General features: G+C 55.8%; 21 protein-coding genes. 20 read left to right on the top strand and 1 reads right to left on the bottom strand.

What is annotated here, in order from left to right; genetic code table 11:
- Positions 1 to 34: 34 nt before the first annotated feature.
- Positions 35 to 1,384, bottom strand: a complete 1,350-nt coding sequence (locus G437_RS0106190; protein WP_024331706.1) for an MFS transporter — start codon at positions 1,382 to 1,384, stop codon at positions 35 to 37.
- A gap of 103 nt (positions 1,385 to 1,487) precedes the next feature.
- Between G437_RS0106190 and aspS the strand changes: the two genes are divergently transcribed.
- The 20 genes from aspS to G437_RS0106090 all read left to right on the top strand — a co-directional run bounded on the left by aspS (position 1,488) and on the right by G437_RS0106090 (position 22,234).
- Entirely contained in the window at positions 1,488 to 3,272 is a 1,785-nt protein-coding gene (gene aspS / locus G437_RS0106185; protein WP_024331705.1) for an aspartate--tRNA ligase, read from the top strand.
- Between the two features lie 3 nt (positions 3,273 to 3,275).
- Complete coding sequence (locus tag G437_RS0106180; protein ID WP_024331704.1) at positions 3,276 to 3,896, top strand: L-threonylcarbamoyladenylate synthase; 621 nt, start codon at positions 3,276 to 3,278, stop codon at positions 3,894 to 3,896.
- A 48-nt stretch (positions 3,897 to 3,944) separates the two neighbouring features.
- Positions 3,945 to 5,981, top strand: coding sequence for a choline BCCT transporter BetT (gene betT, locus G437_RS0106175; protein WP_024331703.1), 2,037 nt, complete (start codon positions 3,945 to 3,947; stop codon positions 5,979 to 5,981).
- Positions 5,982 to 5,990: 9 nt separating this feature from the next.
- Positions 5,991 to 7,325 carry a replication-associated recombination protein A gene (locus G437_RS0106170; protein WP_024331702.1) on the top strand — a complete coding sequence of 445 codons (1,335 nt, stop codon included), beginning with the start codon at positions 5,991 to 5,993 and terminating at the stop codon, positions 7,323 to 7,325.
- Positions 7,326 to 7,420: 95 nt separating this feature from the next.
- Positions 7,421 to 8,047, top strand: a complete 627-nt coding sequence (rpsD, locus tag G437_RS0106165) for a 30S ribosomal protein S4 (RefSeq protein ID WP_024331701.1) — start codon at positions 7,421 to 7,423, stop codon at positions 8,045 to 8,047.
- A gap of 90 nt (positions 8,048 to 8,137) precedes the next feature.
- Entirely contained in the window at positions 8,138 to 8,491 is a 354-nt protein-coding gene (locus G437_RS0106160) for a DUF948 domain-containing protein (protein WP_024331700.1), read from the top strand.
- Positions 8,488 to 8,667 (top strand): hypothetical protein, encoded by a 180-nt coding sequence (locus tag G437_RS0106155; RefSeq protein WP_024331699.1) that lies wholly within the window; start codon positions 8,488 to 8,490, stop codon positions 8,665 to 8,667. The genes G437_RS0106160 and G437_RS0106155 overlap by 4 nt, the downstream gene beginning before the upstream one ends.
- Positions 8,668 to 8,678: 11 nt before the next feature.
- On the top strand, positions 8,679 to 11,360 hold the full coding sequence (alaS, locus tag G437_RS0106150) for an alanine--tRNA ligase (RefSeq protein WP_024331698.1): 2,682 nt from the start codon (positions 8,679 to 8,681) through the stop codon (positions 11,358 to 11,360).
- Positions 11,360 to 11,809 carry a Holliday junction resolvase RuvX gene (ruvX, locus tag G437_RS0106145; protein ID WP_024331697.1) on the top strand — a complete coding sequence of 150 codons (450 nt, stop codon included), beginning with the start codon at positions 11,360 to 11,362 and terminating at the stop codon, positions 11,807 to 11,809. The genes alaS and ruvX overlap by 1 nt, the downstream gene beginning before the upstream one ends.
- 8 nt (positions 11,810 to 11,817) lie before the next feature.
- Complete coding sequence (mltG, locus tag G437_RS0106140) at positions 11,818 to 13,020, top strand: endolytic transglycosylase MltG (protein ID WP_231782372.1); 1,203 nt, start codon at positions 11,818 to 11,820, stop codon at positions 13,018 to 13,020.
- Positions 13,020 to 13,826, top strand: a complete 807-nt coding sequence (locus tag G437_RS0106135; RefSeq protein ID WP_029769383.1) for a shikimate dehydrogenase family protein — start codon at positions 13,020 to 13,022, stop codon at positions 13,824 to 13,826. Before mltG ends, G437_RS0106135 begins: the two co-directional genes overlap by 1 nt.
- Positions 13,827 to 14,094: 268 nt before the next feature.
- A complete protein-coding gene (locus G437_RS0106130; protein WP_024331694.1) occupies positions 14,095 to 14,415 on the top strand; it encodes a hypothetical protein in 321 nt (106 codons plus the stop codon).
- A 51-nt stretch (positions 14,416 to 14,466) separates the two neighbouring features.
- Complete coding sequence (aroC, locus tag G437_RS0106125; protein WP_024331693.1) at positions 14,467 to 15,684, top strand: chorismate synthase; 1,218 nt, start codon at positions 14,467 to 14,469, stop codon at positions 15,682 to 15,684.
- The gene (gene aroB / locus G437_RS0106120; RefSeq protein ID WP_024331692.1) at positions 15,681 to 17,234 is read left to right on the top strand and encodes a 3-dehydroquinate synthase; all 1,554 of its coding nucleotides are present in this window, start codon (positions 15,681 to 15,683) and stop codon (positions 17,232 to 17,234) included. The genes aroC and aroB overlap by 4 nt, the downstream gene beginning before the upstream one ends.
- Positions 17,231 to 17,713, top strand: coding sequence for a shikimate kinase (locus tag G437_RS0106115; RefSeq protein WP_024331691.1), 483 nt, complete (start codon positions 17,231 to 17,233; stop codon positions 17,711 to 17,713). The genes aroB and G437_RS0106115 overlap by 4 nt, the downstream gene beginning before the upstream one ends.
- 68 nt (positions 17,714 to 17,781) lie before the next feature.
- Positions 17,782 to 18,345 (top strand): elongation factor P, encoded by a 564-nt coding sequence (gene efp / locus G437_RS0106110; protein WP_024331690.1) that lies wholly within the window; start codon positions 17,782 to 17,784, stop codon positions 18,343 to 18,345.
- Between the two features lie 2 nt (positions 18,346 to 18,347).
- On the top strand, positions 18,348 to 19,265 hold the full coding sequence (nusB, locus tag G437_RS10935) for a transcription antitermination factor NusB (RefSeq protein ID WP_024331689.1): 918 nt from the start codon (positions 18,348 to 18,350) through the stop codon (positions 19,263 to 19,265).
- Between the two features lie 156 nt (positions 19,266 to 19,421).
- Positions 19,422 to 19,970 (top strand): bifunctional pyr operon transcriptional regulator/uracil phosphoribosyltransferase PyrR, encoded by a 549-nt coding sequence (gene pyrR / locus G437_RS0106100; protein ID WP_024331688.1) that lies wholly within the window; start codon positions 19,422 to 19,424, stop codon positions 19,968 to 19,970.
- Positions 19,971 to 20,930, top strand: coding sequence for an aspartate carbamoyltransferase catalytic subunit (locus G437_RS0106095; RefSeq protein ID WP_024331687.1), 960 nt, complete (start codon positions 19,971 to 19,973; stop codon positions 20,928 to 20,930).
- A gap of 2 nt (positions 20,931 to 20,932) precedes the next feature.
- A complete protein-coding gene (locus G437_RS0106090; protein WP_024331686.1) occupies positions 20,933 to 22,234 on the top strand; it encodes a dihydroorotase in 1,302 nt (433 codons plus the stop codon).
- Positions 22,235 to 22,236: the final 2 nt, after the last annotated feature.

Raw genomic sequence — 22,236 nt, 5'->3', positions numbered from 1 at the left:
GGCTATCCACCCTACCGCCATCCCCATATCTAAGCTATGGCCTGCGGCTATGACGTTGCCCACGAAAGGCATAGAAGCCGGCGAATAAGCTCACTACAAATGCTACTGCCAATGGCGCAAGGTAGGGGCCCGGATCAGGGGAGTGTAAAAATAGCTGGAAGAGGGAAGCCACGATTCCCATTACAAGAGCCATGCCCAGCGAGTCAGAGACTTGAATATTTGCACTTTGTAGCCCTTGCTCGGCCGGGGCACAAGTATCTAGAACAAGCACCGAGAGGGGCGCATAGGCCATCCCCATGCCGATTCCGGCAACTGCCCAACCCGCTAAAAAGATTATTATTGGCACCCCCGGGAAAGCTGCGGTTGCAGAAAGAGCGATGCCGACAGCTAATACTACGGAACCGCCAACTGGTAGTTTCCTAAGGTAAGGGGCGGCGAAGGGGCGTCCCCCCAAAAACGATCCTGCTGCCCATGTACCTGATCCTAGGGCGAGCGCGAGTCCTGAGATTCCGGTCGAATAGCCGCGCACATTTTGCAAGATCAGGGGAATAAAAACTTCGAGAGTTATGAAGGCGCCGTTGAACATTCCGCGAGCGCCGACCCAGGCGGGAATCGAGGGGCGGGCTCGTAAGATTCCCTCGGGCAGAATTTTGCTGATTCCGATACCCGCAGCTATGAGGCCCACAATCATTGCCCAGGGGCGAAGACGAACTTCAAGGGTAGAGGCTAGTTGGAGGGCGAGTACCGCCAATCCAGCCACTAGTGCCCAGCCTGAGCGCCTTCTGTCCCGCGGGTTGACTCGGTGGTTTTGGGTGGGAATGAATTTGAATAGCACCAAGGCGCCCGCAGCAACTGGAACCAGTGCGAGTATCAGGAGGACGAACATAGTGCGCCATCCCCACAGTTGGCTTATGTATCCGCCAAAGGCAGGGCCTACCAGCGAGGGGAGGACCCAGGCGGCAGAAAAGAGGGCAAAGATGTCGGCGCGCGAGGAAGGGGGCACAAGTTGGGCGGCAAGTACATAGAGAGGAACTAGAACCAGCCCGTTCGCAATTCCATCTAGCGCCCTAGCGATTAGAAATACTGAGATCGTGGGAGCAAACGCTGCCCCCAGCAGAGAAGCTACAAGAAAACCGGATCCTGCAAGTAGAGCCGGGCGTGCGCCTTTGGCGTCGACCCACACACCTGCTAGCACTGTGAATATGACTTGCAGGGCACCTGAAAGCCCGAATATGAGTGGAAATAGGCCTATGCCGTGTAGCTCGCGGCCTATTCGGGGAGCTATGGCGGTGGTGGCCATTGTGGACAGAGCTATAACAGTTAGAGTTGCAATTGCTACCGCCGCAAATATGCGCTGTGCCGGGAAATTCTCTTGCTTAGACACTCGCTTAGTTTGACACATTCGCGCCTGCGTTGCAGATCGCGCTAACCTAGGGGCTAGAGCGCCCGCCGGTCTAGCGGTGTCGCAACGAAGAAAGGAATGGCACGTGCTGCGAACTCACAACATAGGAACGCTGAACGAATCGCTGGTTGGCCAGGTTGTTACGCTGGCTGGCTGGGTTGATCGTCGCCGCGACCACGGTGGAGTTGCCTTCATTGATTTGCGTGATGCCTCGGGCATTGCCCAGGTGGTTATTCACGACGAAGAAGTAGCTAGGGGGTTGCGCAGCGAATTTGTTGTGCAGATCACTGGCAAAGTGGAGAAGCGCCCCGAGGGCAACGAGAACCCGAATCTCCCTACCGGTGCTATTGAGGTGTTTGCTAGCGACGTTGAAGTGCTGAATCCCGCAGCTCCGCTTCCATTCCAAGTGTCGGCCCATGCCGAGGACGCCGGTCAGGTTAGCGAGGACGTTCGGCTGAAATACCGTTACCTCGATTTGCGCAGGTCTTCTCAACAGTACGCGATAAGGCTGCGGTCCAAGGTTTCGCAGGCTGCCCGAAAGGTGTTGCAGGCCCACGATTTCGTTGAAATTGAAACTCCCACATTGACTCGTTCTACTCCCGAGGGTGCCCGCGACTTTGTTGTTCCTGCAAGGCTGAAGCCGGGTTCGTGGTACGCCTTGCCGCAGTCTCCCCAGCTGTTCAAGCAGCTGCTCATGGTGGCTGGCATGGAGCGGTACTACCAGATTGCTCGCTGCTACCGCGACGAGGATTTCCGCGCAGATCGCCAGCCTGAGTTTACTCAGCTCGACTGCGAGATGTCTTTCGTGGAGCAAGACGACGTTATTGAGGTCACCGAGGATCTGCTTCGCGAGATTTGGTCCTTGATCGGCTACGATCTGCAGACCCCGATCCCTCGCATGACCTACAAGGATGCTATGGAAAAGTACGGTTCGGACAAACCGGATCTGCGCTTTGGGCTTGAACTGGTAGATCTGACTGAATATTTCAAGGACACCCCGTTCCGTGTCTTCCAAAATCCGTACGTCGGGGCAGTTGTAATGCCCGGAGGTGCCTCCCAGCCTAGGAGGACCTTTGACAAGTGGCAGGATTGGGCCCGTTCTCGCGGGGCCAAAGGGCTCGCTTACGTAACCGTGGGCGAGGACGGTGCCCTGGGCGGTCCCGTTGCCAAGAATATTTCCGAGGCCGAAAAGTCCGGCCTCACCGAGGCCACCGGTGCGAAGGCAGGTGACTGCATCTTCTTTGCGGCTGGTAAGGCAGCAGAGTCTCGAGCCTTGCTCGGTGCGGCCCGCCTTGAGATCGGCAAACGCGCCGGACTTATTGACGAGGATGCCTGGAGTTTTGTCTGGGTTGTCGATGCTCCGTTGTTCAAGCCCACTGGTGAGGCAGAAGAAGAGGGCGACGTTGCCCTAGGGCACTCAAAATGGACTGCAGTTCACCATGCTTTTACCTCTCCAAAGCCCGAATGCTTGGACAATTTCGACAAGGATCCTGCGAATGCCCTCGCCTACGCATACGACATTGTTTGCAACGGTAACGAGATAGGTGGCGGTTCGATCCGTATTCACCGCAGGGACGTGCAGGAACGCGTCTTCAACGTGATGGGCATTGGGCCCGAGGAGGCGCAGGAAAAATTCGGTTTCTTGCTCGATGCTTTCAAGTTCGGGGCTCCGCCGCACGGCGGCATTGCCTTTGGGTGGGACCGCATCGTGTCACTGCTGTGCAAGGCTCCTTCCATTCGCGATGTCATCGCCTTCCCCAAGATTGGCAACGGCTGGGATCCGCTCACAGACGCGCCGGCTCCGATATCTGATGAGCAGCGAGCGGAAACCGGTGTTGACTACGTTCCCGAGGATGACGAAGAGGAATGAGCTTTGACGCAATTTCTTGAAATCCATCCAGTCAATCCACAGGTGCGTCTTATTGGAAAGGCAGCGGATGTGGTCCGTTCGGGGGGTGTAATAGCCTATCCCACTGATTCTGGGTATGCGGTTGGGTGCGCTTTGGGAAACAAGCAGGGCATCGACACTATTGCCAGGATTAGAAAGCTGCCGCCGCGGCACGACTACACGCTGATTTGTCACGACTTTGCCCAGGTCGGACAGATGACTATTGTGGATAACAAGACCTTCAGGTTGCTCAAGTCTTTGACGCCGGGGCCCTATACCTTCATTTTGAAGGGGACAAAGGAAGTGCCCCGCATAATGCTCAACGCTAAGAAGCACACGGTGGGGGTGCGCATACCGGCGCATAAGACTACGCAGGCACTAGTGGCAGAACTCGGCGAACCGCTCATGTCCTCGACGCTGATCCTGCCCGGGCAGACAGAGCCTGAGGTCAACGGGTGGCAGATAAAGGACCGGATAGGATATTTGCTTGACGCGATAATTGACGGTCCCTGTGGGGCGGAAGGGCCTACAACTGTCCTGGATATGACTTCGGGGCTGCCCGAGGTCAAGCGTTTGGGCGCAGGGAATACAGATTTCTTAAAATGACGGAAATGGGGTCGGCGCTGCCGACCCCATTTGCTTTGAAAGGTATACGTGAGCAGCAGCCAAATTTTACAGGTCCGTGTCAAATACCCAGTTTTTATTTCAAGTGCGCTAGGACTGACGGCCGTAGCGGTTTGGGCCATGATCGATCCAACTGCGGCAGCTAGCTTGCTTGGTTCTGCAGTAGCCTGGATCTGTAAGTGGTTTGGCTGGTTCTACATTGGTCTGGCCACCTCCATCATTATTTTTGTCTTGTTTTTGGGCTTTTCAAGATACGGCAGAGTGCGTCTGGGGCCCGCGAATTCTAGGCCGGAGTTTTCTCTTTTTTCGTGGGCAGCCATGCTGTTTGCTGCGGGTATCGGCACGGACATAATGTTTTTTTCGGTGGCTGGGCCAATAAGTCACTATATGAACCCGCCCTCGGGTACAGGGCAAAGTCTGCAGGCTGCCAGGCAGGCGCCGGTGTGGACCATCTTTCACTACGGCATAACCGGATGGGGCATGTATGCCCTAATGGGAATTGCTCTAGGCTATTTCGCATACAGGCGAGGTAAACCACTTTCCGTGCGCTCCTCGCTGGCCCCTGTACTCGGAAACAAGATCGATGGCCCAATTGGCCACCTGGTGGATTCTGCAGCCATCCTCGGGACGATTTTCGGTGTTGCCACCACCCTCGGTATCGGGGTAATTCAGCTGAACGTTGGCCTAGAAATACTCTTTGGAATAAAAAAGGGGCTGGGTGCCCAGGTGGTATTGGTGGCATTGGCAGTCGCTATGGCTACGGCCTCGGCTACGACCGGTGTACACAGAGGAATCCGCATACTTTCCCAGCTGAACGTTTTTTTGGCAATATTTCTGATTGGTTGGGTGCTGGTTACCGGGAAGACGGATTTCTTGCTCAACGCAATGGCACAAAATGTGGGAGATTTTGTGCAGAGCTTCCCCTCGCGCACTTTAGAAACGTTTGCCTACGCCAATAAGGGGGCCTGGATGAGCGCGTGGACGCTGTTCTTTTGGGCTTGGTGGGTAGCCTGGGCCTCGTTTATAGGGATGTTTCTGGCTAGAATTTCCAGGGGCCGGACCTTGCGCGAATTTGTGGTGGGAACGATGCTCATCCCATTTACTTACGTGTTGGCGTGGATATCGGTATTCGGGAACGCGGCCATTGAATTGGTGCGCTCTGGCAACCTCAAGTTTGCTGAAAATACTTTAGAGGTTCCGGAGTCTGGCTTTTACGCGCTGCTTCAACACTACCCGGCTCCCTTCTTTACTATCGGGCTAGCCACGTTTGTGGGGCTGTTGTTTTACGTCACCTCCGCAGACTCAGGAGCCTTAGTAATGGCCAATCTATGTTCCTATTTGCCTACGTCGCGCTCCGATGCGAACGCGCCGCTTCGCATCTTCTGGGCAGCTCTGGTCGGTGTGCTGACAGTGGCAATGCTGCTAGTCGGGGGCATCCCTGCGTTGCAAAATGCCACAATCATAACCGGCTTGCCCTTCGCGTTTGTCCTGGTATTTGTGATGGTGGGCCTGGCCAAGGCCCTGCGTGCCGAGCGATCGAAGGTAGTGCTTCTTGATCGTTCCGCCAAAAATATCGTGGCTGGGGCAACCAGCGGGGGAACTTCCTGGCGTGATCGCCTGGCACGAACTTTTGATCAGGTGAGTCCGGCCCAAGCCAGTAGGTACCTCTCCAAAGTTTGCGAACCCGCCCTCAGGAAAATTAGTAGCGAGCTTGCTAGCCAGGGTATTGAGTCGCAGGTGGTGCGTGCCGACCACGATCGGCTCGAGGAAATGGAGGAACGGCGTATCTACGACCGCCTAAAACTGACTGCCTTTAGCGGCGAGGACCAGTTCGTTTACAGAATTTTGGCAGTGGATACTCCCGCTACCTTCTATGCTGGGGTGCCTTTGTCGTCAGCGCGTTCGACTCGGCTCGAGGTACACCTGCCTGATGGAAACCAGGACTACAACGTTATGGGGTATTCCCAAACTGCCATAATTCACGACGTCCTAGACCACTTTGACCGCTACCAGGAATACTGGCGGATGCAAGAAACGGGCGTGCCTGTTTCGCCCCCGTTCCGCTAGGGTGAGGTTATGGATCTTTTCGAAGCTGGAGGCATACAGGCTAGCGGAGTTCCCACTTCTGGGGCCAATTCGCCCCTGGCGGTGCGCATGCGCCCAACTTCTCTCGAAGAGGTCGTGGGCCAGGAGCATTTACTGGGGCCCGGTCAACCCTTGCGCAGGCTATTAGAGCCGAGTGAGGGTGGGGTTTCCTCGGTAATACTGTGGGGGCCGCCGGGAACTGGGAAGACCACTTTGGCCTACCTGGTTGCACGTCAGTCAGGACGCAAGTTCACTGAGATATCTGCAGTGTCTGCCGGTGTGAAACAGCTGCGGGCTGTGATTGATACTGCCCGCCACCAACTTGGCGCTACAGGCGAAGAAACAGTCCTCTTCGTCGACGAGGTGCATCGCTTTTCAAAGTCCCAGCAGGATGCTCTGTTGCCAGCCGTAGAAAACCGGTGGGTGACCCTTGTTGCGGCAACTACGGAAAACCCGTCCTTTTCAGTTATCTCGCCACTCCTCTCGCGGTCGCTGCTGCTGACCCTAAATCCGCTCCAAAAAACGGATCTGCAAAAACTGGTGCACCGGGCGCTAGAGGATCCTCGCGGATTTGGCGGAAAGATGTCTATAGCTGCCGAGGCCGAAGAGTTGTTGCTGCGAACAGCGGGTGCGGACGGGCGCCGCTCACTCACGTTGTTGGAAGCTGCGGCGGGGGCCGCCAAAGACAACGAGCGCACTGTTATCGAGGTACGTGATGTGGAGGTAAGTGCCGATAGAGCCTTAGTCCGTTATGACGAAGACCAGCATTACGACGTTATTTCCGCATTCATAAAGTCAATGCGCGGTTCGGATCCCGACGCGACAGTTCACTACCTGGCCCGAATGATTGAAGCCGGTGAAGATCCGCGCTTCATTGCCAGGCGAATAATGATTGCTGCAGCCGAGGACGTGGGGCTTGCCGACAGGTCCTTGTTACCTGTCGTCGTGGCGGCGGCGCAAGCCGTACAGATGATTGGCATGCCCGAGGCCAGAATCATACTTTCTGAGGCTGCTTTGGCGGTTGCTCTAGCGCCAAAATCCAACGCTGCCATAAACGCAATTGATGCAGCATTGGGGCAGATTCGAAAAGAAGGGGCTCCGCCGGTCCCGCCCCATTTGCGCGACGCCCACTACCAGGGGGCGAAAGATCTTGGACACGGCAAGGGCTATAAGTATCCACATGACTATCCAGCCGGAATCGTGGGCCAGCAGTATCTACCAGATGAACTAGATGGAACCCGCTACTATGAGCCCACCTCTCATGGTAACGAATCCCACATTACTAAAACCCTTCAGGAAGTTCGCAAAAGGTTACAGATGCGCTAGTCTGATGGGGTTGCTTTACCGCAACGCTGGGGTCTTAGCCACAAGTGTTGGCCCCGTGCATTTGCACGCATTGTTTTCGACAGAAAGAAAAGGTTATGTCTAACTCTAACCGCGGCCGCAGGCAGGTTCGCCTCTCCCGCGCCCTCGGCATTGCTCTAACTCCCAAGGCTCAGCGCCACTTCGAAAAGCGCCCCTACGGCCCAGGTGAACACGGCCGTGCTCGCCGTCGCAGCGAATCCGACTACGCCGTCCGCTTGAAAGAGAAACAGCGCCTGCGCGCACAGTACGGTATTCGTGAAGCTCAGATGCGCCACGCCTTCGCCGACGCCAAGCGTCGTGGCGGGCAGACCGGGGAAAACCTGATTGCTTTCCTGGAGACCCGCCTAGATGCGCTAGTACTGCGCGCCGGGTTCGCCCGCACTATTGCCCAGGCTCGCCAGGCAGTGGTGCACCGTCACATCATGGTTGACGGTCGCATTGTCGACCGTCCGTCCTTCCACGTGAAGCCTGGCCAGGTTGTCCAGGTCAAGCCCGCCTCAGTAACCAAGGATCTGTTCCAGGTTGCTGCCGCCGGTTCTCACCGCGACGTTCTGCCCGAGGTACCCGCATACCTCGACGTTGCCCTCGAGAAGCTGCGCTTTGAACTGAAGGAAACCCCCAAGCGCGACGACGTGCCGATCGTCTGTGACGTACAGCTAGTAGTCGAATACTACTCGCGCTAATAATCTTCAAAGGAGCCCCGGAGCCAGCTGGTTCCGGGGCCTCTTCGTATTCGGGTACCCTGTTAGTAGTGCCTTTAGAAGGAGAGATAGATGCAATTGGGATCAATTCCGGGCTATATCGCCGCAATAGCATTTGCGTTGCTCGTGATACTTGCCGCCGTTCCGCTGATTAAACTCGGTTCGCTGATCGACGAGCTCCGCAAAACAGTTCGCGAGCTCACCGTAGATACGCGCTCCACGGTCCAGGAGGCCGCAAAGACGATCGGCGAAGTGAACTCCCAACTTGGCCGCGTGGATTCGGTTACTCGGTCGGCCTCGCAAATGGCCCAGGATGCCTCCGCTTTATCTACCCTCGTTTCCTCGACAGTGGCTCGGCCACTAATTAAGCTGGCCGCGTTTAGCGCTGCTACCCGTGAAGTTTTGGGAAGGAATAAAAAGCAGTGAAAAAGGCCATAGTAGTGGGCATTGCCGTTGCCGCTTTGGCGGCGCTTCCCCCGGTGCGTTCTAAAATTAAAATCTATGCTTCACAGTTTTCTCAGGCTATGAAGGAACACGAAGAATCCATTACGCGAGCCTTGCTTTCGTCCTCGGGCGGCAAGCATGTTCGCACGACTTACTGAAAGGTGCCTAAGTGCGTACCTCTGAAATTAGGCAGCGTTGGCTAGATTACTTTGGAGCTAACGGACACGAGATTCGCGAATCTGTGCCACTGGTGAGCCCGGAACCGTCGATCTTATTTACTATTGCCGGCATGGTCCCTTTCATTCCTTATATCGTGGGCACCGAGAAGGCGCCGTGGCCGCGCGCTGCGTCAGTGCAAAAGTGTATTCGTACTAACGACATTGACGAGGTCGGGAAAACTACCAGGCACGGAACTTTTTTCCAGATGTGTGGCAATTTCTCGTTTGGCGACTACTTTAAAGAGGACGCCTCGAAGTTCGCGTGGGATTTGCTCACGGGCCCTGTTAGCGAGGGCAAGTACGGACTCGACGGAGACAAGCTCTGGGTCACTATTTGGGATCAGGATGAAGAGGCCAAAGACATTTGGCTGCACCAAATAGGCCTAGATCCTGCCCACCTGCAGGGGCTGCCTCGCGAGGAGATCTTCTGGGACACTGGCCAGCCCGGCCCGGCGGGCCCCTGCGCCGAAATCCACTTTGACCGTGGAAGCGAATATGGGCCCGAAGGAGGCCCTGCAGCTGATACCGTTGGCGATCGTTTCCTAGAAATTTGGAACCTGGTGTTCGACCAGTATCTGCGCGGGGAGGGTAAGGGAAAAGACTACCCGCTACTTGGCGAGTTGGACTCCAAATGCATTGATACCGGCCTCGGGCTTGAGCGGCTGGCGTTCTTGTTGCAGGGCAAGGACAACATGTACGAAATTGACGAGGTTTTCCCTGTAATCGAGGCAGCTGGTGCGATGTCGGGACGTACCTATAATTCCGGCAGTGCTCAAGACGATGTCCGCATGCGGCAAGTAGCTGACCATGTCCGTTCTTCGCTTATGCTGATTGGCGATGGCGTCCGTCCTTCCAACGAAGGCCGCGGTTATGTGCTACGTCGCCTAATGCGTCGGGCGGTGCGATCGATGCGCTTGCTCGGCGTTGATGCGCCCGTTATGCCTAAGCTGCTTACGGCCTCCAAAGACGTGATGAAGAGCTCTTACCCGGAGCTCGAGCAGAATTGGCAAACTATCTCGCAGGTGGCTTACGCCGAGGAGGATTCGTTCCGACGCACGCTTACCTCTGGCACTACCATCTTGGATATGGCCGTGGCGGACGCTAAGAAGGAGTCTACCGCCTCTCCTGTGCTATCAGGGGACAAGGCTTTCGCCCTACACGACACCTACGGTTTCCCGATCGATCTGACCCTGGAAATGGCAGCTGAGCAAGGGGTGAGCGTCGACGAGGAACGCTTCCGCGCCCTAATGGCCGACCAGCGCCAGCGCGCACGTGCCGATGCTCTGAAGAAAAAGACCGGACACGTGGACTCGCGTATTTACCACGACTTGCAGAAGCGTGTGGGCGGGAACGTCAAATTCTTGGGTTATACGGATTCGCAGGCCGATGCAAGGGTGCTGGGGATTTTGGTAGACGGCAAGCCACAGCCGAAGGCGGTTGCTCCCGCTACTGTCGAGATAATTTTGGATCGCACCCCATTTTACGCTGAGGCCGGTGGCCAGCTTGCCGATCAAGGCACTATCCGAACCTCTTCTGGAGGGGTTATAGATGTTGCGGATGTGCAGTCGCCGATCAAGGGATTGTCCGTCCACCGCGGTCAGCTGACAGACGGACAGGTTGTGTTAGACGAGACGGCTCACGCTCAGATAGACACTGACCGCCGTCTGCAGATTGCCAGGGCGCATACCTCTACTCACGTAATCCATCAAGAACTGCTCGATCGCCTCGGCGAGGGTGCGACCCAGGCTGGGTCTGAAAATGCGCCTTCCCGCATGCGTTTTGATTTCCGCAACCCGAATGCCCTTCCCACGGGCATGGTTGAAGAAGTTGAAGAAGATGCCAACAGAAGGCTGGGTCTGAACCTTTCCGTCACAGACTACGAGCTGCCTATTGAGGAGGCTAAGAAGCTGGGGGCTCAGGCTATATTTGGCGAGAAGTACGGTGCGATTGTGCGCGTTGTCGATATTGGCGACGGCTGGTCCCGTGAATTCTGCGGAGGCACCCACGTCCCCTCGTTGGGCCACGTAGGGCGAATAGCTATTCTGGGCGAGTCGTCGGTTGGCTCCGGGGTGCGACGTGTCGAGGCCCTGGTTGGCGACGCCGCCTCCGGCTTCCAGGCGAAGGAGCACGCCCTCGTAAATCAGATCTCAGGCATGCTAGGGGTTACCTCTGGGGAATTGGCCGAGCGGGTTGACACCCTGATGTCTCGCCTGAAGAAGGCCGAGAAGGATCTTGCCAACTTGCGTTCGCAGTCTCTGCAAGCAGCTATTCCAAACATTGCTAGCGAGGCCAGGGAGGTCGAAGGCAAGCTCGTTGTTGCACACTTTGCCGGTGAGGTGAACTCCGGCGACGACCTGCGTACGCTTGCCATAGGCGTGCGCGACAGGCTTGGGGAGACCCGTCCGGCACTTATCGCGATTGCGGGAGTTAACTCGGGTAAGCCGGCTATCGTGGTGGCTACTAATGAAGCTGGCCGCGAAAGCGGACTTAAAGCTGGCGATTTTGTGCGCGAGGCCGCCAAGCTCATGGGTGGTGGCGGCGGAGGGCGCCCAGACATTGCCCAGGGCGGGGGGCAAGATGCCACCGCCGTCGACACGGCCCTTCAGCATATCGTTCAATCTCTGCAGAAGTAATGCGCAAGGGTAGCAGGATAGCTTTTGATGTGGGCACAGTTCGCATCGGAGTGGCAGTATGCGACGCCGATGCGGTCTTGTGTTCGCCCAAAACCACCATCGCCAAGGACAGATACGACTCCGATCTGTACGAGGCCGCCGATCTGGTTGACGAGGTGGGCGCCATCGAGATAATCGTTGGCAAGCCGGTAACCTTGGCTGGCAAGGCCGGCAGGAGCGCCAAGATGGCGCTGCGTTGGGCACGCGGATTGCGCTCCTTGGTGAGTGTGCCGATTCGGATGGTAGACGAGCGGCTTAGCTCAGTTTCAGCTCACGAGCAGATGAGCGAGGCTGGACTATCGTCTAGGCAGCAACGCGAACTTGTAGATCGGCAGGCTGCGGTGATTATCCTGCAACAGGCTTTAGAGTACGAAAAAATTAACGAGCGGCCTGCTGGCCAAAAGTTATGAGGACCAAGATGACACCGGATAGTGAAGGCCCTAAACAGTTTCCGTCCCGAGCCCAGATGCGTCGGCAGCGGCGGAAAATAAGGGTTCGCAACGCAAGGGTCGAATCTCGTCATGTGGAGGGCCCAGCGCAGAGGCAGCGCCGCCGCCGCAAGCGCAGAATAAAGGCAACCATAGTGATGTTGGTCGTCACGTTCCTGGTAGTTGGAGCCGCTGCCATTGGGTTGCGGGCAGTTCTGGGCACCGGACTGTTTTCGAAGGCTCCAGACTATCCTGGCCCGGGCACATCCTCGGTCAGTATTCAAGTTCCTGAGGGGGCTACCGGTCAGGACATCGGCAAGATCCTCGAAAAGAAAGGTGTGGTGGCCTCGGCTAAAGCGTTCTCGAAGGCCTTCAACGCAAACGTGCAGGCTCCCGCTATTCAACCAGGAGCCTACAAGTTGAAGAAGAAGATGTCTGCTGCAGGGGCGGTGGCAGCTCTGTTAGATCCTGCTTCGAAGGCGGATCTAAAAGTTACGATTCCTGAGGGATTCACCGTAAAGGAAGCTAAGGAACGGTTGAAAAAGATCGACCAGTTTGATCCTGATGAGGTCGAGAAAGCTTTTGCTTCCGCAACCGATTTGGGATTGCCAAAGGAAGCCGGGGGCAATTTGGAGGGGTGGCTGGCTCCTGATACTTACACCGTTACTCCTGAAACTGAACCGGCCGATCTAGTAAAGACTATGATCGAGCAGACCACTTCTAAGCTGAAAGAACACAGTGTTCCCCCAAGTAAATGGAAGGAAGTAATTACTAAGGCCTCTATTTTGGAGAAGGAAGTAAATGTAGAAAAGTACTATCCGATGGTGGCCCGCGTAATTGAAAATAGACTCGCTGCAGACAACGCTGATACGGCTGGCAAACTGGACATGGATTCCACTGTCCTCTACGGCGTAGGTAAATCTGGGGGACTGCCCACCAGTGAGGATCTGAAGGCCGACAATCCGTACAATACCTACATTCACAAGGGACTCCCGCCTACTCCGATCGGGACCTTCTCGGATAAGGCCCTGCAGGCGGTGCTTTCACCTGCCCCCGGCAAATGGATGTACTACACCACCGTAAATTTGCAGACCGGAGAAACTAAGTTCGCCGAAACTCTTGACCAGCAAAACGCCAACGTCGAGGAACTCAAGAAATACTGCAAGGCGAATCCGAAGGTTTGTGAGAACTGATGTGGGCTGCGGTAATTGGCGACCCCGTAGCGCACTCTCTATCGCCGGTTCTGCACAAGGCAGCCTACAAATCCCTGGGCCTTACCGAGTGGGATTATCGTCTCCTGAAAGTTAGTGAGGACTCGGCGGTAGCTACTATTAAGAAGGCAAGCGAGGATCCTACTTGGGCAGGATTTTCGGTAACTATGCCGAATAAGCAGATTATTTTGCCCGCTTTGAAACTTTCGGAGCTCGCCCGAGGGGTAGGTGCCGTCAATACCGTGCTACCCGGTTTGCGCGGCACAAACACGGATGTCGAGGGCATCGTGCGTTGTTTGGAAGGGTATCCTGCGCGCTCGGCCGTCATCTTGGGGGCTCGCGCTACCGCAAGTTCAGCGCTGGCAGCCCTGAAAAAACTCGGCACTTCCAACATTTCAGTATGTGCCCGCAGCTTTAGCGGGGGCGGCTCGATTACGGGCGCTTCTAGCCGGCTGGGGATCCCAATAACGCAGCTTAGAATAGGCTCAGACCAGATGATGGCGGCTATCGCAAAAGCGGACGTGGTAATTTCTACTCTGCCAGCTGGAGTTGCAGACCAGTGGGCTGAAGGTGCCCATGCTGTAGCGCACGAAGGGCAGGTGCTTTTGGATGTCGCGTATGCGGTCTGGCCGTCGAAGCTGGCTGGGGCTTTTGCTTCTTCTGGAGCAAAAACTATTCCTGGCACCGAGATGCTTTTGCATCAGGCGGTGGCTCAGGTAGTTCTAATGGTTGGTTCAACTCCTGACGTGGAGGCTATGCGTTATGCAATGGATAGGGCCCGCGCTTAGTGTGGCGCTTTGGGCTGTGGGAATAGCATTAGCCACAGTTTATGGTTCGAAGGTTTGTGCTAAATACTGCGCCTCAGTAGGCCAAGGTGCACCTTCTTGGAATCAGCCTAAGGTGTATGCATTTCTCAGTTTAATTTTGACTGGTCTTGGAGCCTGCTGTGCCGCGCGCTGGGTGCTTTGCGCTCTCGCTGGTTATCTGGCGGTTCCACTTCTTTGTGATTTTGCCTGTCACCGGTTGCCTAGACTTTGGGTTTATGGAGGTGGGCTTGTGGCTATTGCCACTTTGGCTGCTAACTTTCGCCAGCGGATCATACCGACTCTTGTTTGGGCAGTAGTAATATTTCTTGGTTTTGCCGCCCTCGCTGGAGTTGCCAAGATTGGGTTTGGGGATGTGCGGCTCGCGCCAATTGCCCTGGCGCCCAGTGCGGCCATAGCTACCGAGGCCCCTGCCTGGGCAATTGCTGTGGCGTTACTTATTGCCGGTGGAGCCGCTTTGGTGGCAATTGCACGCACCAGGAACGCTATGACCCACATAGCCCTCGGTCCCTACCTAATTTTGGGAGGTTACCTAGCTCCGCTACTTTTTTAGCAGGCGGAACGAGGCTGCCCTAAGAGGACAACTTGTGGAAAAATCGGTGTCATGATTTGGCTAACTGCAGGAGAATCCCATGGTGAGGCTCTAGTTGGGATCGTCGACGGCATCCCCGCAGGGGTTGAGGTTCAAACCTCGGACTTAGAGGACGCACTTGCTCGGCGTAGGCTCGGATACGGGCGGGGAGCGCGGCAAAAATGGGAAGCGGACCGCGTACGTTTTCTAGGCGGGGTACGGCATGGACACACAACCGGAGCCCCCGTGGCTATCTTGATCGAGAATTCTGAGTGGCCTAAGTGGCAGATCGTGATGAACCCCGATCCTGTTTCTGCCGAAGCTCTACAAATTGACGCTGGAAAGGGGGACGCGAGGGAAGTGGCGCGCAACAAGCCGCTAACCCGACCTCGCCCCGGGCACGCAGACCTGGCTGGGATGGCAGCCTACGATCTGGATGACGCTCGCCCAGTTTTGGAACGCGCTTCCGCCAGAGAAACGGCAATGCGAGTGGCGCTCGGAGCTGTCGCACAAAAGGTACTAGAGCAGGCTTACGGGGTGCACACCGTTTCGCATACTGTAGCTCTTGGAGGGGAACACGTGCCCGAGGGCGCGCCCGTTCCAACTTTTGCAGATACTCCAGCTTTAGATGCAGACCCGGTGCGCTGTTTTGACGCTAAGTCTTCAAAGAAAATGGTTGCGGCCATAGACGCTGCCAAAAAATCGGGGGATACTTTGGGGGGAGTCGTAGAAGTTATCGTCCAAGGGGTTCCACTAGGCTTGGCCGGCACCCACGTGCAAGCTAGACGGCGCCTAGATGCCCGTCTAGCCGAAGCTTTGATGTCTATCCAAGCTATAAAGGGGGTCGAAGTCGGCGACGGCTTTTCTACCGCCGACAGGCTAGGATCGCGAGCACACGACGAAATAGTTCTAGAGTCCGGCCACCCGACCCGCACCTCCAATCGTGCGGGAGGCATTGAAGGAGGCATGTCGGACGGAGAAGATTTGCGTTTGCGCGCAGCACTGAAACCGATCTCTACTGTGCCGCGAGCGCTGCGTACAGTAGACATAAAAACCGGAAAGGCCGCCACCGCAATTCATCAGCGCTCGGACGTTTGCGCAGTGGCACCTGCCGCGGTAATAGCGGAGGCAATGGTGGCACTTACACTCCTGCAAGTCCTCCTCGAACACACCGGTGGTTTTTCGTTGAAACAAGTGCAAGACTCCGTAGCTGCCTACGTGGCTACTTTGCGCTCTAGGGGGCTGGCATGAGTGTTTTCTTAGCCGGTATGCCGGGGGCAGGCAAAACCTCCGTTGCCGCCTATCTTTCCGATAAATATGGGCTCACCAGTGTAGATACGGACGATTTAGTTACCCAGATTGCGGGCAAAACTATCCCAGATATTTTCGCCCACGAGGGGGAGGCGGCGTTTCGGCAATGGGAGTTAGAGGCCATTCACCGGAGCCTGGAAAAAGGCTACGACCTGATCGCTCTCGGCGGTGGAGCGCTTAGCTACCCGGCCTCGGTGGGGCTGGTTCGAGGCCATGAAACCGTCTACCTCAAAGCAACCCCAAGAACCTCGGCGAAACGTGTAGCAGGGGCGAACGGACGTCCCCTGCTCGCGAAAGATCCGTTGGAAGCGCTCCAGCACCTATACGCGCAGCGCACGAAGACCTTCTCTGAACTTGCCACTGCCCAGGTAGAAACAGATGGGCGAAGCATAGCTTCCGTAGCAGAGGAGGTGATGAGCTGCCAACATGAGCTCATAGCGGTGGATGGTCCTACCCCATATGCAGTCCGCATCGGCAGGGCAATTGCAAAGCAAAAGCTCCTGCTATTGCTCGCAGCAGGCAACTCGAAGGCCTTCCTAATTGCGCCGCAGGATTTAAAGTGCCATTACCTGCCCTTAGCCAGCGCTCTGGAAGCTCACGGGATCTTTGTGAAGGGATTCATTGCGCCAAATGCTGAAGCACAAAAAACCGTTGAATGTTTGAGTAACTGTTGGGACACCCTAGGGCTGGAGCGCTTCGGTCGGAAGGACACAGTTGTGGGCCTGGGGGGAGGAGCAACGACCGACCTGTCGGGGTTCGTAGCAGCAACGTGGATGCGGGGAGTCGATCACATTGCGATTTCGACCTCGCTACTAGGGATGGTTGACGCTGCGGTCGGTGGCAAAACTGGCATAAATACTTCTTCCGGAAAAAATATGGTGGGGGCATTCTGGACCCCGCGCGCTGTAGTGTGCGACCTTGATTATCTGCAGACATTGCCCCCGCAAGACTTTGTCGAGGGCTTAGGGGAAGTGGTCAAATGCGGATTTATAGCAGATCCCCGTATTCTTGAGCTACTGGATGAGGAACATATTTGCCCCACGAGCCAGAATCTTCCCGAGATAATTTCTCGAGCAATTCGGGTCAAAGCCGACGTGGTAGGCAAGGATTTGCGCGAAGGCGGACTTCGCGAAATCCTCAACTATGGACATACTTTTGCCCATGCAATCGAAAAAGTGGAGCGTTACCGCTTCCGCCACGGCAACGCGGTCTCGGTAGGCATGATGTTCGCCGCTCACGTGGCTCACAAGCTAGAAATGATTGATACAGATCTACTGGAGCGCCATCGAAAGGTGCTCGCGGCGGCTGGTCTACCAACCAGCTATCGAGGCGGGGACTTTGCGACGCTACTTGACGCAATGAGGGCGGACAAAAAGGTTCGCAATGGCAAAATTCGGATGGTTCTGCTGCGGGATTTGGCTCAACCTGTTACGGTTCCGATCGAAGATATAGCTGTACTCGAATACGCGTTTAGGAAGGTAGCAAAGTGAGCTTGGTGTTGACAGGCCTTCCTGGAGCCGGAATAACCACCGTGGGAGCTTCGCTTTCCGCTAAGGTGGGGCTCACTTTTATAGATGTCGGACAAAACCTGGCTGCTGCCGGTGGCACAGACATACTTTTGAACGAAGGGGAGGCCGCCTACCGCAAGCTTGAGAACAAACTGGCCGATAAAGCTCTGTCTGAGGCGTGGGGAATTGTGGGGTTGCCTTCGGGCTCCGTAGTGCATCAGCAAGCTCGCATCAAGTCTTTCCGGGTTGTGCTGCTAAACGCCAAAACCCATGCTTTGGCTGTGCGAAATGGGCTAAATGCGCCTAGATCCATTGCACTAGGCACGCCCAATGCTACATTTGGCGCTCTGAAGGCCGCTCGCGAGGGCGAGCTGCGCCCTCTTGCAGAGGTCGAGATCGATACTACGCAGACCACACCCGAACAGGCTGCAGATGTGATAATCCGAAAGTTGTGCCTTTAAATAACGGTTTTCGCCCTAGAACAGGTAGTGTTTAAGGCCGGAATGAAAAATTTGGAAAGGACATACTAATGGCAACTACGAACGACCTAAAGAATGGCATGGTGCTGAAGATCGACAACCAGCTGTGGCAGGTAGTCGAATTCCAGCATGTCAAGCCCGGCAAAGGCCCGGCCTTCGTGCGTACCAAGATCAAGAATGTTCTATCCGGAAAGACCGTGGACAAGACTTTCAATGCCGGCGTCAAAGTCGAAACCGCTACCGTCGACCGCCGCGACATGTCCTACCTGTACAACGACGGGGAATTCTATGTCTTCATGGACGACGACAATTACGAGCAGGTCGAGATCCCCGCTGACATTGTGGGCGACGCAAAGAAGTACATGCTCGAAGGGCAAAAAGTCATTGTTTCCTTCAACGAGGGCAACGTGTTGTTCATCGACTTGCCCCCTCAGGTAACCCTCGAGATCACCTACACCGAGCCGGGTTTGCAGGGCGATCGGTCCAACGCTGGCACAAAGCCTGCCACTGTCGAGACCGGCGCCGAAATCCAGGTTCCGCTATTCTTGGAGCAGGGCACCAAGGTTAAGGTGGACACTCGTACCGGCGAATACATCTCGCGCGTGACCGATTAATAATGTCAAAGAAGAAATCTAGGAAGTTCACGGGGCGCACTCGCGCCAGAAGTAGGGCAGTCGATACTCTGTTCGAGGCCGACCAGCGCGGCTTTGGTTCGACTCCCGATCGCATCAAGGATTTGGCCAGGGCGAGACAGGTAGTTTCTACCGCGCAGACCGGAATCCCACCCTACGCCTACGAAATTGTCGTGGGAGTAGCAGAGCACGTGAGCGAAATCGACGAGGCGATTGCCGCTAATGCGACCAACTGGACCATTGATCGCATGCCTGGGGTAGATTTGGCGATCTTGCGCGTGGGGGCTTGGGAGATCTTGTTTAATCCCGAGATCGACGGGCCTATCGCTATCAAGGAGGCAATGAACATAGCTGAAGTCATTGCTTCCGAGAAGACGCCTGCATTTGTCAATGCGATTTTGGATCGCATCAATAAGGTTGCCAAAGCTCGTTCCGCCGTTTTTGGCTCAACCACGGTTCCTGAAGATTTCGGGGAGGGCATAGATCTCCCTGACTTAGCTAAGTTGCCCGCTGGAAGTGTGCTGGTCGATTCGCAGGACGCGAATCCTTCTGGCGAGGGCGAGCAGGACCTAGGGCAAGATCGCGCTGATTCACCTGGTGGCAGCTACGAGCAAAATGCCACTGCAGGTAATGAACCTGCTAGTGCGAATGCCGATGCCTCCCTTGCTTCGCCTACCGCATCTTTGGATGCTCCTTCTCAGGCGGGACCCGAGCCGACTTCTGAAGGCTGCCCGTCTAACCAGCCGGATGCCCAGTCCGGTCAGGAGCAAGCCTCGGCTAACAAACTTGACGCTTCGGAGCCGTCATCCTCTGTTCGCTCCGAAGACCAGCAAGAGCTAGTTGCTCAGGCTCTGGCTAATCTCGCTGCCGGCGATTATATTGCCGATCAGGAGGAAGAATAGTTTGCGAGGCCACCTTCGGGTGGCCCAAACTTTTTCTGTAGCATTTTTCACCGTAGCTGCGCCCTTTCATTCGTGACAGTGAGGCGCCGCAGCGATATGATTTGAGACGTCCAAACCCTTTAATGACCGTCCTGTGAGGCGGAGAAGGAGGCGGGTGTGGCTCACGCTACCCTGGGGGCTAAAAAAGTCCTGTCGCCCGACGACATTTCGCGTTCGTTGAAACGCATTTCCTACGAGATTTTGGAGCGCAATCAAGATGCCTCTGAAATTGTTCTGCTGGGCATCCCCACTGGGGGGGTTCCCCTCGCAAAACGCATTTATGAAGTTCTGAAGCACGAGCAGGCCAATGTTTCGCTCGGCATTATAGACACCACGATGTATAGGGATGACCTGTCCAGAAACCCGGTTCGGAATCCTCATCCCACGTCTATCCCCGCGGGGGGGCTAGATAGTAAGACTGTGGTTTTAGTTGATGATGTCCTCTATTCGGGGCGCACAATTCGAGCTGCCCTTGACGCACTCGTTGACATCGGTAGGCCGGCCGTGGTGCGCCTTGCGGTTTTGGTTGATCGAGGCCACCGAGAACTTCCGATTCGAGCTGACTACGTTGGTAAGAACCTGCCTTCTTCTAAAGAGGAATCTATCGTGGTTCTTACCCGCGAAGTAGATGGCGAAGATGCAGTTTTGATCGAGAAGGACAAGTAAATGGACCATTTAATTTCTATAAAAGATCTGTCGCGCGAAGAGGCCATCGAGATTCTCGATACCGCCGAAACTATGGCTGCAACCCAGTCCCGAGCGGTAAAGAAGTTGCCTACCTTGCGCGGAAAAACAGTTGTAAACCTCTTCTTTGAAGATTCCACTAGAACGCGCCAGTCTTTCGAGGCCGCGGAAAAGCGACTGTCGGCTGACGTGATAAATTTTTCGGCTAAGGGTTCTTCGGTCTCAAAAGGAGAATCACTAAAGGACACAGCATTAACTTTGTCGGCTATGGGAGCTGACGCCATTGTTGTACGGCACAACCATTCCGGAGCCGCCCATAGGCTGGCCCACGCTGGTTGGATTGGGCTACCGGTCTTAAATGCCGGCGATGGCACCCACCAGCATCCCACTCAGGCGCTGCTCGATGCCATGACCTTGCGCAGGCACTACCGGTGCGCAGGGGCTCCCGCTCCGGCAGGTGCGGATATCGAGGGCGCTCACGTCGTGATCGTTGGCGACATCCAGCATTCTAGGGTTGCGCGTTCAGATGTCGATCTGCTCACCTTGCTTGGAGCCAAGGTGACGCTGGTCGCGCCGCCCACGTTAGTTCCTTTTGGAGTGGAAACCTGGCCCTGCGAGGTTACCTATGATTTTGACGAGGCTCTAGGTACTGACCCTGATGCGGTAATGATGCTCCGGATCCAACGCGAGCGAATGTCTGCTGCTGGTGGGGGGTATTTCCCGTCTCCGGAAGAGTATAGGCGTTTGTACTCATTGAATCGGGAACGCTTTGAACGCTTGGCGGAGCGGACCGTAGTGATGCATCCAGGCCCCATGAATCGTGGTCTCGAGATCTGTGCGGAAGCGGCAGATTCGGACAAGTCTGTAATTGTCGAACAGGTAGCCAACGGTGTTTCGGTTCGGATGGCAGCCCTTTATTTGCTGCTAGCTAAGGAAAAGTAAAAATGAGTGAAATTCTAATTCAGGGCGCAAATATTGAGGGCAACGGGAAAGCAGATATTGCCATTCGAGACGAGAAGATTGTGGCAGTGGGCGCGGGGGCAGAAGGTAGTCTGCGCGAGCCTATTCGTATTGACGGGAAGGGGCTTATTGCCCTGCCAGGTTTGGTTGACCTGCATACTCATTTGCGGGAGCCGGGGCAAGAGAATTTTGAAACTGTTCTCACCGGTAGCCAGGCCGGCGCGATGGGCGGTTACACCTGCGTGCATGCGATGGCTAATACCACCCCAGTTGCCGACGATGCTCCGGTAGTTGAACAGGTTGAAGAGCTCGGTCGCGCAGCAGGGTATTTGCAGGTGCGCCCGGTGGGGGCAGTTTCTGCGGGGTTGGCCGGAAAGCATATGGCTGCCCTGGGGGCGATGGCTACTTGCAAATCGAAGGTTAGGGTCTTTTCTGACGATGGCAAGTGCGTACACGACGGTCTTTTGATGCGTCACGCTCTTGAATACGTGCGTGCCTACGACGGGGTAGTTGCCCAGCATGCGCAAGATCCCGAACTTACCGAGGGCGCGCAGATGAACGAATCTGCTCTTTCGGATGAACTGGGTCTCAAAGGCTGGCCCGGTGTTGCCGAGGAATCGATTATCGCCCGCGACGTTATGCTTGCGGAGCTAACGCAGTCTAGGCTCCACGTGTGTCATCTTTCTACTGCTCGTTCGGTAGAGTTAGTGCGCTGGGCAAAAGACCGCGGCGTCAATGTCACTGCCGAGGTTACACCTCACCACCTTTCTTTGACTGAAGAGGAAGCACGCAGCTACGATCCAACCTTTAAGGTCAATCCGCCGCTACGCAGCGCAGCCGATGTTGAGGCAGTGCGCGCTGGCTTGGAAGACGGAACCATAGACATTGTCGGTACGGACCATGCTCCGCACCCCATCGAAGATAAGGACTGCGACTGGCAGTCCGGAGCTTTCGGGATGACCGGACTCGAGACAGCGCTTCCCGTGGTAATTGAAACAATGGTAAATACCGGCAGGCTCAGTTGGGCTGATGTCGCTCGGGTTCTTTCCAAGGCCCCGGCAAGGATCGGTCGCGTAAGTGAGCAAGGTCAAGATCTTGTAGCGGGATCTTTCGCCAACGTCACCCTGGTAGATCCGAACGTCGTGCGCACTATAGACCCTGCAAAGCAAAAATCTATGTCTACCAACACCCCGTTCGCCGGCAGGCAATTGCCTGGCCAAGTTATGTACACGTTTTATCGCGGCAAAATGACAGTTCGCGATGGAAAACTGATCGAATTCAACTAACG

Source organism: Winkia neuii subsp. neuii DSM 8576 (genome assembly GCF_000420405.1).
GTDB lineage: Bacteria > Actinomycetota > Actinomycetes > Actinomycetales > Actinomycetaceae > Winkia > Winkia neuii.
The sequence above is the reverse complement of the archived record's forward strand: the minus strand, read 5'-3'. Positions and strand labels throughout refer to the sequence as shown.

What these genes read in the sequence shown, in the direction of transcription:
- efp (WP_024331690.1), top strand. Translation starts at nt 17,782, where the DNA reads ATGGCAACTACGAACGACCTAAAGAATGGCATGGTGCTGAAGATCGAC.
- G437_RS0106090 (WP_024331686.1), top strand. Translation starts at nt 20,933, where the DNA reads ATGAGTGAAATTCTAATTCAGGGCGCAAATATTGAGGGCAACGGGAAA.
- G437_RS0106135 (WP_029769383.1), top strand. Translation starts at nt 13,020, where the DNA reads ATGTGGGCTGCGGTAATTGGCGACCCCGTAGCGCACTCTCTATCGCCG.
- G437_RS0106170 (WP_024331702.1), top strand. Translation starts at nt 5,991, where the DNA reads ATGGATCTTTTCGAAGCTGGAGGCATACAGGCTAGCGGAGTTCCCACT.
- mltG (WP_231782372.1), top strand. Translation starts at nt 11,818, where the DNA reads ATGACACCGGATAGTGAAGGCCCTAAACAGTTTCCGTCCCGAGCCCAG.
- G437_RS0106160 (WP_024331700.1), top strand. Translation starts at nt 8,138, where the DNA reads ATGCAATTGGGATCAATTCCGGGCTATATCGCCGCAATAGCATTTGCG.
- G437_RS0106095 (WP_024331687.1), top strand. Translation starts at nt 19,971, where the DNA reads ATGGACCATTTAATTTCTATAAAAGATCTGTCGCGCGAAGAGGCCATC.
- aroB (WP_024331692.1), top strand. Translation starts at nt 15,681, where the DNA reads ATGAGTGTTTTCTTAGCCGGTATGCCGGGGGCAGGCAAAACCTCCGTT.
- aroC (WP_024331693.1), top strand. Translation starts at nt 14,467, where the DNA reads ATGATTTGGCTAACTGCAGGAGAATCCCATGGTGAGGCTCTAGTTGGG.
- nusB (WP_024331689.1), top strand. Translation starts at nt 18,348, where the DNA reads ATGTCAAAGAAGAAATCTAGGAAGTTCACGGGGCGCACTCGCGCCAGA.
- rpsD (WP_024331701.1), top strand. Translation starts at nt 7,421, where the DNA reads ATGTCTAACTCTAACCGCGGCCGCAGGCAGGTTCGCCTCTCCCGCGCC.
- ruvX (WP_024331697.1), top strand. Translation starts at nt 11,360, where the DNA reads ATGCGCAAGGGTAGCAGGATAGCTTTTGATGTGGGCACAGTTCGCATC.